At 71.5% G+C, this 17,880-nt stretch carries 16 protein-coding genes; 13 read left to right on the top strand and 3 right to left on the bottom strand.

The annotated features are described in order from the left end of the window. Positions 1–60: 60 nt before the first annotated feature. Positions 61–1,440, bottom strand: a complete 1,380-nt coding sequence (locus OG866_RS26105) for a diaminopimelate decarboxylase (RefSeq protein WP_329338297.1) — start codon at positions 1,438–1,440, stop codon at positions 61–63. A gap of 115 nt (positions 1,441–1,555) precedes the next feature. Between OG866_RS26105 and hutU the strand changes: the two genes are divergently transcribed. The 4 genes from hutU to hutI are packed head-to-tail and all read left to right on the top strand — an operon-like array spanning position 1,556 to position 6,997. Beyond that, complete coding sequence (gene hutU / locus OG866_RS26110; protein ID WP_329338298.1) at positions 1,556–3,220, top strand: urocanate hydratase; 1,665 nt, start codon at positions 1,556–1,558, stop codon at positions 3,218–3,220. 32 nt (positions 3,221–3,252) lie between these two features. Continuing rightward, positions 3,253–4,455: an allantoate amidohydrolase gene (locus tag OG866_RS26115; RefSeq protein ID WP_443063660.1), complete on the top strand. Its 1,203-nt coding sequence runs from the start codon at positions 3,253–3,255 to the stop codon at positions 4,453–4,455. Positions 4,456–4,457: 2 nt separating this feature from the next. Beyond that, positions 4,458–5,783 (top strand): formimidoylglutamate deiminase, encoded by a 1,326-nt coding sequence (locus OG866_RS26120; RefSeq protein WP_329344310.1) that lies wholly within the window; start codon positions 4,458–4,460, stop codon positions 5,781–5,783. Positions 5,784–5,818: 35 nt separating this feature from the next. Further along, positions 5,819–6,997: an imidazolonepropionase gene (gene hutI, locus OG866_RS26125; protein WP_329338301.1), complete on the top strand. Its 1,179-nt coding sequence runs from the start codon at positions 5,819–5,821 to the stop codon at positions 6,995–6,997. A gap of 50 nt (positions 6,998–7,047) precedes the next feature. On the opposite strand, the gene OG866_RS26130 is transcribed toward hutI, so the two are convergent. Next, on the bottom strand, positions 7,048–7,977 hold the full coding sequence (locus OG866_RS26130) for an RNA polymerase sigma factor SigF (protein WP_329338303.1): 930 nt from the start codon (positions 7,975–7,977) through the stop codon (positions 7,048–7,050). Positions 7,978–8,214: 237 nt separating this feature from the next. Here OG866_RS26130 and OG866_RS26135 point away from each other — a divergent pair, with 237 nt between their 5' ends. The 7 genes from OG866_RS26135 to OG866_RS26165 all read left to right on the top strand — a co-directional run bounded on the left by OG866_RS26135 (position 8,215) and on the right by OG866_RS26165 (position 14,019). Further along, positions 8,215–8,592: an STAS domain-containing protein gene (locus OG866_RS26135; RefSeq protein ID WP_329338305.1), complete on the top strand. Its 378-nt coding sequence runs from the start codon at positions 8,215–8,217 to the stop codon at positions 8,590–8,592. A gap of 239 nt (positions 8,593–8,831) precedes the next feature. Further along, complete coding sequence (locus OG866_RS26140) at positions 8,832–9,347, top strand: ATP-binding protein (protein WP_329338306.1); 516 nt, start codon at positions 8,832–8,834, stop codon at positions 9,345–9,347. Between the two features lie 103 nt (positions 9,348–9,450). Continuing rightward, a complete protein-coding gene (locus OG866_RS26145) occupies positions 9,451–9,924 on the top strand; it encodes a carboxymuconolactone decarboxylase family protein (RefSeq protein ID WP_329338307.1) in 474 nt (157 codons plus the stop codon). Between the two features lie 153 nt (positions 9,925–10,077). Then, positions 10,078–10,764: an LPXTG cell wall anchor domain-containing protein gene (locus tag OG866_RS26150; RefSeq protein ID WP_329338308.1), complete on the top strand. Its 687-nt coding sequence runs from the start codon at positions 10,078–10,080 to the stop codon at positions 10,762–10,764. Positions 10,765–10,796: 32 nt separating this feature from the next. Then, entirely contained in the window at positions 10,797–11,657 is an 861-nt protein-coding gene (locus OG866_RS26155; protein WP_329338310.1) for a hypothetical protein, read from the top strand. Then, complete coding sequence (locus tag OG866_RS26160; RefSeq protein WP_329338311.1) at positions 11,654–12,724, top strand: hypothetical protein; 1,071 nt, start codon at positions 11,654–11,656, stop codon at positions 12,722–12,724. Before OG866_RS26155 ends, OG866_RS26160 begins: the two co-directional genes overlap by 4 nt. Further along, complete coding sequence (locus tag OG866_RS26165; RefSeq protein WP_329338313.1) at positions 12,721–14,019, top strand: hypothetical protein; 1,299 nt, start codon at positions 12,721–12,723, stop codon at positions 14,017–14,019. The genes OG866_RS26160 and OG866_RS26165 overlap by 4 nt, the downstream gene beginning before the upstream one ends. A 57-nt stretch (positions 14,020–14,076) precedes the next feature. Here OG866_RS26165 and OG866_RS26170 read toward each other — a convergent pair whose 3' ends face one another. Then, positions 14,077–15,573, bottom strand: coding sequence for an oligopeptide:H+ symporter (locus OG866_RS26170; protein ID WP_329338314.1), 1,497 nt, complete (start codon positions 15,571–15,573; stop codon positions 14,077–14,079). A gap of 327 nt (positions 15,574–15,900) precedes the next feature. Here OG866_RS26170 and OG866_RS26175 point away from each other — a divergent pair, with 327 nt between their 5' ends. After that, complete coding sequence (locus OG866_RS26175; protein ID WP_016436346.1) at positions 15,901–16,578, top strand: response regulator transcription factor; 678 nt, start codon at positions 15,901–15,903, stop codon at positions 16,576–16,578. 9 nt (positions 16,579–16,587) lie between these two features. Continuing rightward, positions 16,588–17,862, top strand: coding sequence for an ATP-binding protein (locus tag OG866_RS26180; RefSeq protein ID WP_329338318.1), 1,275 nt, complete (start codon positions 16,588–16,590; stop codon positions 17,860–17,862). Positions 17,863–17,880: the final 18 nt, after the last annotated feature.

The following is a 17,880-nucleotide window of genomic DNA, read 5'->3' on the forward strand; positions in this document are numbered from 1 at the left end:
CTCGTTTTCCGGACAGTTGACCCACATGTCCACCGGCCTGCGTCAACGGCGCACGGCTGCTCAGAGGGTGGTGAGGGCTGACGCGTGCGCCCCTCCGGACTCGGCCACGATCTCGTCGAGCGTCTGCGGGGTGCGGACGGTCACGAACGCGACCCCGTTGCCCTCGCCCGGCGCGAAGCCGTAAATGCCCGGCCGGGCCAGGGAGTTGTACGCGTAGTGATGCGCGAAGTAGTACGCCCCCGTGTCCAGCGCCGCCGCGTAGTCACCCTGCTCCAGCAGGGGCAGCGCCCTGCCCTCGGCCAGCAGGTCGCCCGAGAAGCAGGCCGGCCCCGCGATGTCCTGCACCACCTCGGGCCCCTCCTTCGGCCGCCCCTTCCCGTCGTACGCCGCGATCCTCAGCGGCCACGACCCCGGCACGTACACCGTCCGCGTCGCCACCTGCACGCCCGCGTGCGTCACCGCCACCGGCCGCCCGCCCGCGCTCTTGGCGTACTCCACCCGCGCCACGACCGTCCCGTGCTTGGCCAGCAGCGACCGCCCGAACTCGGTCACCAGTCCGTACCGCCCGTCGAACAGCCCCGGCACCGCCTCGCTCAGCAGCCGGGCGTACTGCGCGTACGTCGGCGCCGTCATGTCCGAGCCGAAGTTGACCGGCAGCCCGCCGCCGATGTCGATCGTGTCGATCTGCGGGCGCCCGATGTGCCGGTTGATCTCCTCGGCGAGCGCGTACGTCTCCGCGACACCCCGCGCCATCAGGGACAGCGGGATGCCCTGGGAGCCGGTGTGCGCGTGCAGCCGGTTCAGCCAGGGCCGGTCGGCGTAGGCGCGCAGCAGCCACTCCCGGGCGCCGGGGTCACGCAGCGCCACCCCGAACTTCGAGGTCGCCGTCGCCGTCGAGGTCGCCCCGATGGAACCCCCGCCGACCTGCGGATTCACCCGGATTCCCAGCGGGGACCGGCTTGCCGCGGACCGGATGAGCGCGTCGATGCGGTCCAGCTCCTGCGGATTGTCGGCGTTCACGGCGATACCGAGGGCGAGCGCCTCCCGCAGCTCGGCGGGCGTCTTCGCGGGCGAGTCCAGCACCGTCTGCCGCGGGGTCAGCCCCGCCGCCCGCGCCAGCGCCAGCTCGCCCGGGCTCGCCACCTCCGCCCCGATCCCGGCCTCCGCCAGCAGCCGCAGCACCGGCACCAGCGGGGTCGCCTTCACCGCGAACGCGTGCAGCACCGGGGTGCCGGGCGCGGTGACCGCGTCGAAGGCCGCCCGCAGCTCCGCCGCCGACTCCCGGATGCCGGCCACGTCGAGCAGCCCGACGATCGGGGAGTCGGGCCCCAGCAGCCCCTGCTCCACCGCCGCCCGCACCGCGTCGTCCCGCCGGACGGCGCGCTCACCCTGTCCTTCGCTGTCCATGACGTCCCCCGTCAGGTCGTTGTCCGCACCCATGCATCCAGCCAAACACCCGCGACGCGCTCGCGCCGGGGGACCGCGCTATTGACTAGCTCTATTCAGGCGGCGAGTATGTGAATAGAGAGCCAAACAGTCCACGAGGAGGCAGACCATGTCAGGACCCCGCCCCGTCCGAGCGCCGCGCGGTACGGAACTGAGCGCCCTGGGATGGCAGCAGGAAGCCGCCCTGCGGATGCTCCAGAACAACCTCGACCCCGAGGTCGCCGAGCACCCCGACAAGCTCGTCGTCTACGGCGGCACCGGCAAGGCGGCCCGCGACTGGCGCTCCTTCGACGCGATGGTCCGCACGCTGCGCACGCTGAAGCAGGACGAGACGATGCTCGTCCAGTCCGGCCGCCCCGTCGGCGTCATGCAGACCCACGAGTGGGCCCCGCGCGTCCTCATCGCCAACTCCAACCTGGTCGGCGACTGGGCCAACTGGGAGGAGTTCCGCCGCCTGGAGGCCCTCGGCCTGACCATGTACGGCCAGATGACCGCAGGCTCCTGGATCTACATCGGCACCCAGGGCATCCTCCAGGGCACCTACGAGACCTTCTCCGCCGTCGCCGCGAAGAAGTTCGGCGGCACCCTCGCCGGCACGATCACCCTCACCGCCGGCCTCGGCGGCATGGGCGGCGCCCAGCCCCTCGCCGTCACCATGAACGACGGCGTCGCCATCTGCATCGACTGCGACCCCCGGGCCATCGAGCGCCGCATCGAGCACCGCTACCTCGACGTCAAGGCCGACAACCTGGAGCACGCCCTCCGGCTCGCCGTCGAGGCCCGCGACGCCCGCCGCCCGCTCTCCATCGGCCTGCTCGGCAACGCGGCCGATCTGCTGCCCCGGATGCTCGCCGAGAGCGCCCCCATCGACATCGTGACCGACCAGACCTCGGCGCACGACCCGCTGGCGTACCTGCCGCTGGGCGTCGACTTCGACGACATGGCGGACGCGGTGGCGAAGGACCCGGCCGGGTTCACGACCCGCGCCCGCGAGTCCATGGCCCGGCACGTCGAGGCGATGGTCGGCTTCATGGACGCCGGCGCGGAGGTCTTCGACTACGGCAACTCGATCCGCGGCGAGGCCCAGCTCGCCGGATACGACCGGGCGTTCGCCTTCCCGGGCTTCGTCCCCGCCTACATCCGCCCCCTCTTCTCCGAGGGCAAGGGCCCCTTCCGCTGGGCCGCGCTGTCCGGCGAGGCCTCCGACATCGCCAAGACCGACAAGGCGATCCTCGACCTCTTCCCGGAGAACGAGTCCCTCGCCCGCTGGATCAAGATGGCCGGGGAGCGGGTCCACTTCCAGGGCCTCCCGGCCCGCATCTGCTGGCTCGGCTACGGCGAACGCGACAAGGCCGGCGAGCGCTTCAACGACATGGTGGCGAGCGGTGAGCTGGCGGCCCCGCTGGCCATCGGGCGCGACCACCTCGACTCCGGCTCCGTCGCCTCCCCGTACCGCGAGACCGAGGCCATGCTCGACGGTTCCGACGCGATCGCCGACTGGCCGCTGCTGAACGCCATGGTCAACGTGGCCTCCGGCGCTTCCTGGGTGTCCATCCACCACGGCGGCGGCGTCGGCATGGGCCGCTCCCTCCACGCCGGACAGGTCACGGTCGCCGACGGCACCGCGCTGGCCGGCGAGAAGATCCGCCGCGTCCTCACCAACGACCCTGGCATGGGCGTCATCCGGCACGTCGACGCGGGGTACGACATCGCGGAAGCGGTGGCGGACGAGCGCGGGGTGCGGGTGCCGATGCGTGAGGGTGACTCGGCGTGACGGAGACGTCCGACGGCAGCTCGTTCCACACCATGTGGCGCGAGCTGCTCCCCATCGGCCGCCACGCCGACTCCCACGGCTACCGCCGGTTCGCCTGGACCGGCGCCGACACGGAGTGCCGGGCCTGGTTCCGGACCCAGGCCGAGGACCGTGGGCTGGCCTACGAGGTCGACCGGAACGGCAACCAGTGGGCCTGGCTCGGGGATCCGGCCGCCGGGGACGCCGTCGTCACCGGGTCGCATCTGGACTCCGTGCCCGACGGCGGGGCCTTCGACGGGCCGCTCGGGGTCGTGTCCTCCTTCGCCGCCCTCGACGAACTGCGGGCCCGGCAGGTGGAGTTCACCAAGCCCCTCGCCCTCGTCAACTTCGGTGACGAGGAGGGCGCCCGCTTCGGGCTCGCCTGTGTCGGCTCCCGGCTCGCCTCCGGACAGCTCACCGTCGAGCAGGCGCACAAGCTGACCGACGGGGACGGGATCACCCTCCCCCGGGCCATGGAAGCCGCCGGGTACGACCCTGACGCCCTCGGCGCCGACCCGGAGCGGCTCGGCCGTATCGGTGCCTTCGTCGAGCTGCATGTCGAGCAGGGGCGGGCGCTGGACATCTCCGGCGACCGGGTCGGCATCGCCAGCGCCATCTGGCCGCACGGACGGTGGCGGTTCGACTTCCGGGGCGAGGCCAACCACGCCGGCACCACCCGCCTCGTCGACCGGCACGACCCGATGCTGTCCTACGCCGAGACCGTCCTCGCCGCCCGCCGCGAGGCCGAACTCGCCGGTGCCGTCGCCACCTTCGGCAAGATCTCCGTCGAACCCAACGGCGTCAACGCGATCCCCTCCCTCGTGCGCGGCTGGCTCGACTCCCGCGCCGCCGACCAGGCGAGCCTGGACCAGGTCGTCGGCGGGATCGAGAAGGCCGCCCGCGAGTACGCCGACGCCCACGGCATCGCGCTCGACATCGTCCGTGAGTCCTTCACGCCCGTCGTCGAGTTCGACCACGCCCTGCGCGACGAACTCGCCCGGATCCTGGGCCGGGACAGCGAGCTGAGCGTCCCCGTCCTGGGTACCGGTGCCGGACACGACGCCGGAATCCTCTCCGGGACCGTCCCGACCGCCATGCTGTTCGTACGCAACCCCACCGGCGTCTCGCACTCCCCGGCCGAGTTCGCGGCCGAGGACGACTGCGTGGCCGGGGTCCTCGCCCTCGCCGACGTACTGGAAGGACTGGCCACCACGTGACCATGTACTGGCTGGAGCACGCCTGGCTCGACACCCACGTCGAGCCGGGCGTGGCGGTGGTGACCCGGGACGGCCGCATCAGCGACGTCCGCACCGGCGTCGACACCCCGCCGCCCGGCGCCGAGATCCTGCGCGGTCTCACCCTCCCCGGCCTCGCCAACGCCCACAGCCACGCCTTCCACCGCGCCCTGCGCGGCACCGTCCAGGTCGGCTCCGGGACCTTCTGGACCTGGCGCGAGGTCATGTACGCCACCGCCGACCAGCTGACCCCGGAGAGCTACCACGCCCTCGCCCGCGCCGTGTACGCGGAGATGGCGCTGGCCGGGGTGACCTGCGTCGGTGAGTTCCACTACCTCCACCACGCCCCCGGTGGCACCCCCTACGCCGACCCCAACGCCATGGGCGAGGCCCTCGTCGCGGCCGCCGCCGACGCCGGCATCCGGATCACCCTCCTCGACACCGCCTACCTCTCCGCGGGCTTCGGGCAGCGGCCGAACAGCCACCAGCTCCGCTTCTCCGACGGCACCGCGGAGGCCTGGGCCGAACGCTGTTCACTTCTCAAGGAACGGGATCACGCGCGGATCGGCGCCGCCATCCACTCCGTCCGGGCGGTGCCCGCGGGGCAGTTGGCGACCGTGGCCGCGTGGGCCGAGGAGCGGCGGGCCCCGCTCCATGTGCATCTGTCCGAGCAGACCGCCGAGAACGACGCCTGCCGGGAAGCCCACGGGTGCACGCCGACGCGGCTCCTCGCCGACCACGGCGTCCTCGGCCGCCGCACCACCGGCGTCCACAACACCCACCTCACCGACGAGGACATCGCCCTCATCGGCGGCTCCGGGACCGGGACGTGCATGTGCCCGACGACCGAGCGGGACCTCGCGGACGGCATCGGACCGGCCGTCGCCCTACAGAGGGCCGGTTCGCCGCTCTCCCTCGGCTCCGACAGCCATGCCGTCATCGACCTGCTCGAAGAAGCACGCGCGATGGAGCTCGACGAGCGGCTGCGCACCCGCACCCGGGGCCACTGGACGGCGGCGGCACTGCTGCGGGCCGCCTCCGCCGACGGCCACGCGGCCCTCGGCTGGGACGAGGCGGGCACCATCGAGCCCGGCGCCCTCGCCGACCTCACGACCGTCGCGCTCGACTCGGTCAGGACAGCGGGGACGCTGCCCAGGCTCGGCGCCGAGACGGCCGTATTCGCGGCGACGGCAGCGGACGTACGGCACACGATCGTGGGCGGACGGCACGTCGTACGCGACGGGGCGCACACCCTCGTACCGGATGTGCCGCACGCGCTGGCGCAGGCCGTCGAAGCCCTCCGCTCCTGAGCCCTGCGCTCCTGAAGACGACCGACAAGGACGCCATGAGCAGCACCAGCACCGTCATCACCAACATCGCCACGCTGGTCACCAACGACCCCTCCCTGGGTGACGGCTCCCCCCTCGGCCTGATCCAGGACGCGGCCGTCGTCATCGACGGCGACCGCATCGTGTGGACCGGTGAATCAAGCAAAGCACCCGCCACTGACAACCGGGTCGACGCCGGGGGACGGGCCGTTCTGCCCGGGTTCGTCGACTCCCACTCCCACCTCGTCTTCGCGGGCGACCGCACCCAGGAGTTCAACGCCCGTATGTCGGGCCGGGCCTACAGCGCCGGCGGTATCCGTACGACCGTCGCGGCCACGCGAGCGGCCACCGACGCCGACCTCGAAGCCAACCTCACCCGCTATCTCGCCGAGGCCCTCCGCCAGGGCACGACGACCTTCGAGACGAAGTCCGGCTACGGCCTGACCACCCGCGACGAGTCCCGCGCCCTGCGCATCGCCGCCGCCCACACCGACGAGGTCACCTACCTGGGCGCGCACATCGTCTCCCCGGACCACGCGGACGACCCTGCGGCGTACGTCGCCCTCGTCACCGGCGAGATGCTCGACGCCTGTGCCCCGTACGCCCGTTGGATCGACGTCTTCTGCGAGAAGGGCGCCTTCGACGGCGACCAGGCCCGCGCGATCCTCACCGCCGGCAAGGCCAGGGGCCTGCACCCGCGCATCCACGCCAACCAGCTCTCCTACGGCCCCGGCGTCCAACTGGCCGTCGAGCTGGACGCGGCGAGCGCCGACCACTGCACCCACCTCACGGACGCCGACGTCGACGCCCTCGCCAACGGCGACACCGTCGCCACGCTGCTGCCCGGCGCCGAGTTCTCCACCCGCGCCGAGTGGCCGAACGCCCGCCGTCTCCTGGACGCCGGCGTCACCGTGGCCCTCTCCACCGACTGCAACCCGGGCTCGTCCTTCACCTCGTCCGTCCCGTTCTGCATCGCGCTCGCCGTGCGGGACATGGGCATGACCCCGGACGAGGCGGTCTGGTCGGCCACGGCGGGCGGCGCGGCGGCCCTGCGCCGCACGGACGTCGGCAGGATCACGGCGGGCGCCCGCGCGGACCTGACCCTCCTCGACGCCCCGAGCCATGTGCACCTGGCTTACCGGCCGGGCGTACCGCTGGTGAGCGGGGTATGGCGACGGGGCGTACGCGTCGTCTGACGCGCACGCCCCGCACTCGATAAAAAGCCGGAACAACTCAGAGGATCAGGTCACTCCTCGATCGTCAGCCCTTTTCGCAGCCGCACCAGCGTGCGTGACAGCAGCCGCGAGACATGCATCTGCGAGATGCCGAGCTCGTCGCCGATCTCCGACTGGGTCAGGCCCGCCACGAAGCGCAGGGAGAGGATCTTCCGGTCCCGGGAGGGGAGGTCGGCGATGAGGGGCTTCAGGGACTCCACGTACTCGATGCCCTCGATGCCGTGGTCCTCGTAGCCGATCCGGTCGGCCAGCGCGCCCTCGGCGTCGTCCTCCTCCGGCTGCGCGTCCAGGGAGGACGCGGTGTACGCGTTGGAGGCGGCCATGCCCTCGACGACCTCGTCCTTCGACAGCCCCAGGCGCTCCGCGAGCTCGCCCACGGTCGGCGCCCGGTCCAGCTTCTGCGCCAGTTCGTCGCCGGCCTTGGCCAGGTCGAGGCGGAGCTCCTGGAGCCTGCGCGGGACCCGCACCGACCACGAGGTGTCGCGGAAGAAGCGCTTGATCTCGCCGATGATCGTCGGCATCGCGAAGGTGGGGAACTCCACGCCGCGGCTCAGCTCGAAGCGGTCGATCGCCTTGATCAGGCCGATCGTGCCGACCTGGATGATGTCCTCCATCGGCTCGCTGCGGGAGCGGAAGCGGGAGGCGGCGAACTTGACCAGGGCCAGGTTGAGTTCGACGAGCGTGTTGCGGACGTACGAGTAGTCGTGGGTCCCTTCCTCCAGCGACTCCAGGCGAGCGAAGAGGGTCTTGGACAGAGCCCTCGCGTCCACCGGCCCCACCTGGTCGTACGGGGGGATCTCCGGGAGCCCGGCGAGCGCGTCGTCTGCGTCAGGGCCCGCGAGGGCGTCCTGCTCGATGGGATCCAGCTGTTCCGGGGGGGATGTCGACGTCGCTTGATGGGTATGCGATGCGTCGAGCCGGGGTGACATGATGTCCTCCATCGTTCTCGGCATGTGGCTGCCGAAGCCGTGCGTGCACTGCGGTGTGCGGCGCCTCCAAAGCCGGCCGTGTCGTTTACGTGTCTCTACTAGCCCTACCCGGTTTCCCGACCTCGCCGCAAGTGCGTTCTGTGGGGAAATGTCCGTTTGTGTGCGGATGTTCGGGTGTCAGGGTGTGTGAGGAAGGCGTAGTGTTCGAGGGCGTCAGCAGCAGCCACGACGTCGGGAGAGAGAGACGGCATGGACCGCGGGACGGTCGGCAGCGCACAGTCTGGCCGGCTTCTGGTCGAGGTGCGAGAAGAGGGCGTCAGCGCCGTCGTGACCCCGGCAGGTGAGTTGGATCACCATACGGCCGATCTGTTGCGTGAACCACTAGAGGAATGTCTGTCCAAGGGCTTCAGCCGCCTTGTGGTCGACTGTTCACGCCTGGAGTTCTGCGACTCCACCGGCCTGAACGTCCTGCTCGGTGCGCGCCTGAAGGCGGAGGCCGCCGGGGGTGGCGTGCATCTCGCGGGGATGCTGCCCGTCGTGGCACGCGTCTTCGAGATCACGGGCGCCGACGCGGTCTTCACGGTCCATGACACGCTCGCCGCGGCCCTGGCCGACGAGACCGGCTGAGCCGGTCCGCGCCGGCCGCGCGGAGCGCCCCGTCGTCCCAGGTGGAACAGCGTTTTCCCCGGGTCGCGCCTTCCGTGCCGAAACAGGGGGTGTTCTGCCGGTTCGGTCGGGCAGGAGACACCCTGACAGTCGCGCGGGGGACAGTCCGGGGTCGTACGACCCGCGAATCCGCCTCCGTGCGACGTACTGCAACGTGACTTTTGAATCGTGAACTGGTGAATCGGTGAGGTGAAGCGCTGATGAGCAGCACCCGGCCTTACTCGCCGGGCGACGGCGGCCCGGAGGCCGACGGCGCTTCAGGGGCGTCCGAAGGGGGTGCGGCCGTGCCGTCTGAGTCCTCGGCGGGCCGGCAGGTCCGCAGACTGAACTTCGACGGCGCGAGCGGTGTCGTCCCGATGGCCCGCGACTTCGCCCGGCAGGCGCTGTACGCGTGGGGCTGGCTGCCCGCCGCCACCGCCGACCAGCGGGCCGCCGCCGAGGATGTGCTGCTGGTCGTCTCCGAGCTGGTCACCAACGCCTGTCTGCACGCCGAGGGCCCGGACGAGCTGTGGATCACCTGCGACAACAAGGTGATCCGGGTCGAGGTCTCCGACCGCGGCGCGGGCCAGCCCGCACCCCGCACCCCGCACCGCGCGGGCCGCCCCGGCGGACACGGCATGTTCATCGTGCAGCGGCTGTGCCTGGACTGGGGTGTCGTCCGCAACCCGGGGGCCGCCGGCAAGACGGTCTGGGCGGAACTGGGCGCTCCGGCGTAGCCGCGACGACGTGGTGACGCACGTCACGCGCGCCGATGTCACAGGGGAACCAGCCCCTCTCGTCCTGGGTGTGTAAGCCCAAGCGACGGCAGAGGAGCACACCGTGGAAGCCCGCCTCAACCCCTTCGGCGTCCCGCTCATGCGCAAGGTCCTGCCCCACTTCCTCTCGGCGAACAAGGCGCTCGTGGAGTCGGCCCTGCCCGCCGCGACCCAGGAACTGGTCAAGATCCGGGCGAGCCAGATCAACGGCTGCGCGGCCTGTCTCGACATGCACACCAAGGAGGCCGCCGCCGCGGGCGAGACCATGGAGCGCCTGCTCATGGTGGCGGCGTGGCGCGAGGCCAAGGCCTTCACCGAGGCCGAGCGCGCGGCCCTGGAGCTGGCGGAGGCGGGTACCCGTATCGCCGACGGCGCCGGAGTCCCGGACGAGGTCTGGCAGAACGCCGCGAAGCACTACGACGAGGAGCAGCTGATGGCCCTCGTGATCCTGATCGGCCTCATCAACACCTTCAACCGCATGAACGTCATGATCCGGCAGCCGGGGGGCGACTACGAGGTGGGCATGCTCCAGCACTGACCCGGGGGCCAGCCCTCCACCCGAACCCCCTTGCGTGCGCGCCGGATCGTCACAACTCCGGCGCGCTCCGTGTCTTCCTTCCTCACGACCCCGGGCGTACCTTGACGGCCGAATCTGATGTGCCGTCAGAACCGAGGAAGAGGGAGCGGAACCGTGTCGTACCGGAATCGAACCGCCGCGCTCGCGTCCGCCGCGGCCCTGGCCGGGTCGGCGGTGCTGATGGCAGCCCCCGCCGCCCACGCCGAGGTGGTCGACGTCAAGTACCAGTGCAAGACACCGATCGGCGACAAGAGCGCCGTCTCGCCCATCGACATCAAGGGCGTCAAGAGCGGCAGCGGCTACAAGATCACCATGTCGTGGCAGAAGGGCGTCTCCTCCAGCCCGGTCGACCTGGGCAAGGGCGCGATGGCGCCGAGCGCCGTCATCAAGCTGGGCGGGGCCGACAGCGGCACCCTGAACGTGTCCGGGCCCGCCAACCAGGCGGTCGTCCCCGCCAACACCCCCATCAAGATCAGCGACTTGAGCGGGACGTACACCCCGAAGAAGTCCGGCAAGGTCACCTTCACCGCGGGCGTCCTCACCATCAAGGCGCTCGGCACCACGACCACCTGCACGCCGACCAACAGCCCCGGCCCCTCGCTCACTTTGGACGTCACCGCCGCGACCGGCACCCAGAGCGGCTCCGGCTCCGGCTCCGGCACGGACTCCGGCGGCGAACTCCCGCAGACCGGCCCCGAGGACTCGGCGATCGCGCTGGGCACCCTCGGAGGCACGGTGCTGCTCGCGGGCGCGGCGGGCGCGCTGTGGCTGACGCGCAGGCATCAGGCGGCCCGTCGCTGACACCGCACGCCGTACGACAGCTGGAGCCGCCGATGCCGTCCGCCGTCCGTGCCGTCCCCGTCGTCCTCGCCGTGCTGGGGGCGACCGTCCTCACGCTCCTGGCCGTCGCGCCCCCGGCGACCGCTGCCGGCGGCTGGTCGGCCGCGCCCGCGGGGGAGGCGCGGCCGGCCTTCTACGCCGAGGGCGAGCCCGGCACGGCGCTCCAGGACACGGTGTCCCTGACCAACCGCGGCCCGACGCCCGTGGACGTCTCGCTGCGCGCGGCCGGGGCAGAGGTCGCCTTCGCCGACGACCGCCTCCGGCTGCCCCCGCGCACCCGCACCGACGTGCCCTTCACGACGACGGTCCCGGCCGACGACGCCACCGCCGAGCTCGTCGCCCGCGACACCGACGGCCGCACCCTGCGGGTCCCCCTCCATCTGCGCGCCTCCGTCCCGAGGGTCTCCGCGCTGACCGTCGAGCACGTGGCGGTCCACGCCGACCGCATCACCTACGAGCTGGTCAACCGCGGTACGACCCCTCTCACGCCGCGGCTCGCGGTCCGCGCCGACGGTCTCCTCGGCCGCCTCCTCGACCGCGCCCCGCGCACCCTGCCCCTCGAACTGGCGCCGGGCCGCCGGGTGCGACTCGGCGAACCCTGGGACCGGCCCGCGCTCGACTCCGTCGAGGTGCGGCTGACGGTCACGGCGGCGGGCGGGGCACGCGACGAGGCGCGGGTGTCGACGGGCGTCGGGCCGTGGGGCGCGGTGGCGGCCGGCGCGGGGGTGGTGGCGGCCGGGGGCGCGCTGTGCGCCGTACGGCGGCTGCTTGTCGTACGACGGCACAGGCGCCGTACGGCGGTCCTGCCCGAACCCGCTTGTCCGGGAGCCGAGTTGACGGGAGCGGTGTCGTGAAGCTGCGGATTCTCGGGGCGGCGGTGCTGGCACTGCTGCTGGCGTCGGTGTCGGTCGGCCCGGTGCGGGCCGCCGAGCAGCCCACCGTCAGGCTCTCCAAGTCGCAGGCCGGCACCGGTGGTTCGGTCACCGTCACCGGCAGCGGCTGGCGGGCGAAGGCGCTGCTGATGATCCTGATCTGCGGACAGGCGGTGCCCTCCCGCGGTGTGCCCGGCGGCACCAACTCCTGCGCCAATGCCGACGGCCGGGCCGTCACCACCGACGCCAAGGGCCGCTTCAACAGGAAACTGCCGGTCGCCGAACCGCCGGTGCCCTGCCCCTGTGTGGTCCATGTGGCGACGGTGACCGGGGCGAAGGCGGAGGCGGACGCGATCTTCCAGGTGGCCGGGCACGCCGTGGAGCCGCTGCCCGCCGAGACCTCCGGCGGACGGCTCTCCGTCCTCACCGACACCCGCCTCGACGGCTCCGGCGGCCTGCTCACCTGGTTCGGTTCGCCTCCCGCGCGCACCCTCGTCTTCACCGTCGGCAACGTCGGCACCTCGGCCGTCAAGAACCCCCTCTTCCAGGTCGGCACCTCCCACGGTGTGTTCGCCCCGCAGTGGGAGGAACAGCAGTGGCGCGGCACCATCGAGCCCGGGAGGAAGGCCCGCATCGAGCTGCCCGTCGAGCTGACGGGCGGCGCCCACGGCGACTACACGGTCTCCCTCAAGTACGGCGGCAAGGTCCTCGCCGAACAGCCCTGGGGGGTCGGCCGGCCCTGGGGCGTGACCCTGTTCTGGGTGCTGGTCTGTCTGGTCGTGCCCGCCGCGCTGTTCCGTGCCGCGATGGCCGCCATCGACCGGGTGCGGCCCCGCCGTCCGGGCCGCTCCTCCCGCGCCCCCGCCCGGCTGCGGCTGCCCGAACTCACCCTGCGGCTCCCGGGGTTGCGCAGCGGCCCCGCCGAACAGCCGCCCCCGTCCTCGACCCTGCCGTGGTTCACCCCGGACTCCGATCCGGGCACGGCAGGTCGGCTCTCCGCACCGCACGACGACAGCCCGACGACTCCCACCAGGAAGGGACCCACGTGAGCAAGCGAAGGAGAGCCGTACCGGACCGTGTCAGAGTCGCGCTGGCGCTCTGCGGGGCGGGCGCCCTCATCGGCGTCGCCGTCGCCCCCGCGCAGGCCGCGGAGGTGTCGTACGCGACGCACTGCGTGCCGCCCGCGGGCGTCGGCCTCGACCCCGTGGACGGCACCACCAAGGTGGAGATCACCGCGCCCGCCACCGCCAAGGTCGGCGACGAGGTCGAGGTGGTGTGGAAGTTCGTGCAGGCCGCCTCGAAGAACCCCGACCTCATCGACATCGGGGAGAACCAGGTCAAGCCGTCCGGCACCCTCAAGGCGGCCGGCGCGCAGAGTGCCGGCATCCCCATGGCGGGACCGCAGGAGAACCCGCCCATCCCCAAGGGCGGCGACATGGTGCTCTCCGACATGAAGGGCACCCTGAAACTGACGACGGCGGGTGAGGTCACGCTGACGCCGGACGCGTACACCGTCACCGCGTACGGCACGGACACCAAGTGCACGCCGAGCGAGGCCGTACCGGCCGCGGCGACGATCAAGGTCGAGGCGGGCGACGGCGGTTCACCGACCCCGACGACCTCCGACGAGCCGACCGACACCGCGAGCCCGACCTCCAGCGCCTCCGAGGAGCCCAGCGAGAGCGCCTCGTCGACCCCGAGCGCCACGGCGTCCGACAGCGGACAGACCGACTTCACCGGCGAGGTCGTCGACGTCCCGTACACGTGTGAGTCGCCGATCGGCACCCAGAAGGCGACCTCGACGATCCAGATCAACGCCAAGAAGGACGGCGGGAACTTCGGTCTCACCGTGCAGTTCAAGAAGTCGCCGATGAACAGCCCGGCCAACATCCCGAAGGACTCGATCAAGCCGTCGATGGAGGTGGTCCTGGGCGGCGCCGACAAGGGCTCGGTGCATGTGGAGGGCCCGACCAACACCGAGGACATCAAGGCGGGCGACCCGATCGAGATCCCGGACATGACCGGCACGTACAAGCCGGGGGCGACGGGTGAGTCGACACTGTCGCCGGGTGTCCTGACGATCGAGGCGCTCGGTACGACGACGACGTGCAAGCCGGACTCGACGTCGGTGTCGCTGAAGCTGGACACGACGGAGCAGGAGGGCGGGGCGTCCGGTGGCTCCTCGACCGGTGGAAGCTCGTCCGGCGCGGGCTCCTCGGGCGGCCTGGCGGCGACCGGTTCCGAGGATCACGGCGCGCTCAAGGCGCTGGGTCTGGTGGCGGGAACGGCCGTTCTGCTGGGCGCGGCGGTGTTCACGTTCATGCCGGGCAGGCGACGCGCCTGAAACCCCGAAGGGCCGCCGCACCGGACGGTGCGGCGGCCCTTCGAATACAGCCTCGGCTCAGTGGACGCTGCCCATGAGCTCCTTGACCCGGCTGCGGTACATCCAGACCGCGACACCGGCGACCACGGCGAGCGTGGCCTCCAGGGCGACGATGCCCGTCTTGTTCAGGTCGACGCCCGCGATGGACAGCAGACCCGTGGTCGCGTCACCCGCGGTCACCGCCAGGAACCAGACACCCATCATCTGGGAGGCGTACTTGGCGGGCGCCATCTTCGTCGTCACCGACAGGCCGACCGGGGAGAGCAGCAGCTCACCGACGGTCTGGACGAAGTAGATCGCCACCAGCCAGGCCGCCGCCGCCTTGTGACCGCCCTCGGCGATCGACAGCGGGGCGAGGAACAGGAAGAAGGACGCGCCGACCAGGACCAGACCGGAGGAGAACTTCACGATCGTGCTCGGCTCCTTGCCGCGCCGGTTCAGCGCGAGCCAGAACCAGGCGAAGACCGGGGCCAGGGCCATGATCAGGACCGGGTTGACCGACTGGTACCAGGAGACCGGGAACTCCCAGCCGAAGATGGTGTTGTCGGCCGAGGAGTCGGCGAAGATCGACAGGGTCGAGCCGCCCTGGTCGTAGATCATCCAGAACACGGCCGCGGCCACGAAGAACCAGATGTACGCCGACATCGAGCGCTGCTCGGTGCGGTCCAGGTCCTTGTCGCGCTTGATGCGGGCCAGCACCATCACCGGGATGATCAGACCGAGCAGGGTCAGCGGGACCAGGAGCCAGTTCAGGGTGTAGTGGCCGGAGAAGCCGACGATCGCGTAGAAGACGACGGCGATGCCCGCCCAGATGGCGGCCTTGCGCAGCGTCGAGGCCTTCTCCTGGGCCGACAGCGGCGTCGGGACGACGCTGGAGCGGTCCGCCAGGTGACGGGAGCCGATCAGGAACTGGCCGAGGCCCAGCGCCATGCCGAGCGCGGCGAGCGCGAAGCCCAGGTGCCAGTTGACGTTCTCACCGATGGTGCCGATGACCAGCGGCGCGGCGAACGCACCGAGGTTGATGCCCATGTAGAAGACGGTGAAGCCACCGTCGCGACGCGGGTCGTCCGGGCCGTCGTAGAGGTGGCCGACCATCGTGGAGATGTTGGCCTTCAGCAGACCGGAGCCGATCGCCACCAGTCCGAGACCGGCGTAGAAGGTGCCGGAGGACGGCAGGGCCAGGGTGAGGTGGCCGAGCATGATCACGCCACCGGCGACGGCGACGGTCTTGCGGGGGCCCCAGACACGGTCGCCGAACCAGCCGCCCGGCAGGGCGAGCAGGTACACCAGCGACACGTACACGGAGTAGATCGCGGTCGCGGTAGCGGCGCTCAGGTGGAGGCCGCCCGGGGCGACGAGGTACAGCGGGAGGAGAGCCCTCATGCCGTAGTAGGAGAAACGCTCCCACATCTCGGTCATGAAGAGAGTGGCCAGTCCGCGGGGGTGGCCGAAGAAGGTCTGCTCGGAGCCGGGGGTGCCCGGGCGGACCGAGTCCTTCGTCAGGCTGGACGCCATTGGTCGTTCCTTGCTGGTGGGGACGCACAACGTGCTTCAAGGCTGGCGGTGGCCGGCCCGCACATGAAAGAGACCTTCAGCGTGAACTGCTTTGCCAAAGGTCCCCGTGCTGCAAAAGGCGTCTTTCACCATACGGCAGGACACTGCCGGAAATGGAAGGACTTGAGACATGGATCACAGGCGCCGATGGAACCGCGCACACTTTTCTAAGGCTCTTACTACCCTCTCACCTCTGGTACATAGGTTCGTACCAAATCGCCCCATGGTAAGAATCACGGGGTTGCGATCACACCCCAGCATCTGCATTCCGCGGTCTACCATCAGCTCATGACCCGTGTACTGCTCGCCGAGGACGATGCGTCCATCTCGGAGCCGCTGGCCCGCGCACTGCGCCGGGAAGGGTACGAGGTCGAGGTGCGTGAGGACGGCCCCACCGCACTCGACGCCGGAATGCAGGGCGGTGTCGACCTGGTCGTGCTCGACCTGGGTCTGCCCGGCATGGACGGCCTCGAAGTCGCCCGCCGGCTGCGTGCCGAAGGTCACGCCGTGCCGATCCTCATCCTGACCGCGCGCGCCGACGAGGTGGACACCGTCGTCGGTCTGGACGCGGGCGCCGACGACTACGTCACCAAGCCCTTCCGCCTCGCCGAACTGCTCGCCCGGGTCCGGGCCCTGCTGCGCCGCGGCGCCGCCGAGCCCGCGCAGCCGCCGGCCACCCACGGCGTGCGGATCGACGTCGAGTCGCACCGCGCGTGGATGGGCGACGAGGAGCTCCAGCTCACCGCGAAGGAGTTCGACCTGCTGCGCGTCCTCGTGCGCGACGCGGGCCGGGTCGTCACCCGCGACCAGCTGATGCGCGAGGTCTGGGACACCACCTGGTGGTCCTCCACCAAGACCCTCGACATGCACATCTCCTGGCTGCGCAAGAAGCTCGGCGACGACGCGGCGAACCCCCGCTACATCGCCACCGTGCGCGGTGTCGGCTTCCGGTTCGAGAAGAGCTAGCCGACCCCCGTGCGCCGCCGCCTGATCCAGTCGACGCTCGCCGTCGTTCTCGTCGTCATCGCCGTGTTCGGCGTCTCGCTGGTCATCGTCGAGACCCGGACCATCAGTAACAGCGCCCAGGAACGCGTCGACTCCGAGGCGGTCCGGCTGGCCAGCATCATCGACAGCCGGCTCCTCGGCGAGCAGACCGTCGACGCGGACGTGCTCAAGGACCAGGTCGCGGGGGAGCGGTACGCCGAGATCCGCATCCCCGGCGAGCCGCTCATCGAGGTCGGCACCAGGCCCACCGGTGACGTCATCAGCTCCACCGAGAGAGGCGAGGAGGGCGAGACGGTCACCGTCCAGGAGCCGCGCTCGTCCGTGACCCGCGAGGTCGGCCGGACCCTGCTGATCATCGGGGCGGTGGCACTGCTCGCGGTGATCGCCGCCGTGCTGCTCGCCGTACGGCAGGCCAACAAGCTGGCCTCACCGCTGACCGACCTCGCCGAGACCGCCGAGCGCCTCGGCTCCGGCGACCCCCGGCCCCGGCACAAGCGGTACGGCGTCCCCGAGCTGGACCGGGTCGCCGACGTCCTCGACTCCTCCGCCGAGCGCATCGCCCGCATGCTCACCGCCGAGCGGCGCCTCGCCGCCGACGCCTCCCACCAGCTGCGCACCCCGCTGACCGCGCTGTCCATGCGCCTGGAGGAGATCACCCTCACCGACGACCCGGACACGGTGAAGGAGGAGGCGACGATCGCGCTGACGCAGGTGGAGCGACTGACGGACGTCGTCGAGCGGCTGCTCACCAACGCCCGCGACCCCCGCACCGGCTCCGCCGTCTCCTTCGACCTCGACGAGGTCATCCAGCAGCAGCTCGCCGAGTGGCGCCCCGCCTACCGCAGCGAGGGCCGGGCCATCGTCAGCTCCGGCAAGCGGCATCTGCGGGCGGTCGGCACGCCGGGCGCGGTCGCGCAGGTGCTGGCGGCGCTGATCGAGAACTCGCTCATGCACGGGGGCGGCACGGTGGCGCTGCGTACCCGCGTCACCGGCAACCAGGCCGTCATCGAGGTGACCGACGAGGGGCCGGGGGTGCCGGCCGACCTCGGGGCGCGGATCTTCGAGCGGACCATCAGCGGGCGGAACTCGACGGGGATCGGCCTGGCGGTCGCGCGTGACCTCGCGGAGGCGGACGGCGGGCGCCTGGAGATGCTTCAGGCCCAGCCGGCGGTGTTCGGGCTGTTCCTGTCGCGTACGCCGTTGAAGAAGCCGTCGGTGGACGAGCAGGAGCCTACGGTTCGCTAGGGCGGACGGATGCCGAGG

Origin of the sequence: Streptomyces sp. NBC_00663 (genome assembly GCF_036226885.1) — a bacterium.
Classification (GTDB): domain Bacteria; phylum Actinomycetota; class Actinomycetes; order Streptomycetales; family Streptomycetaceae; genus Streptomyces.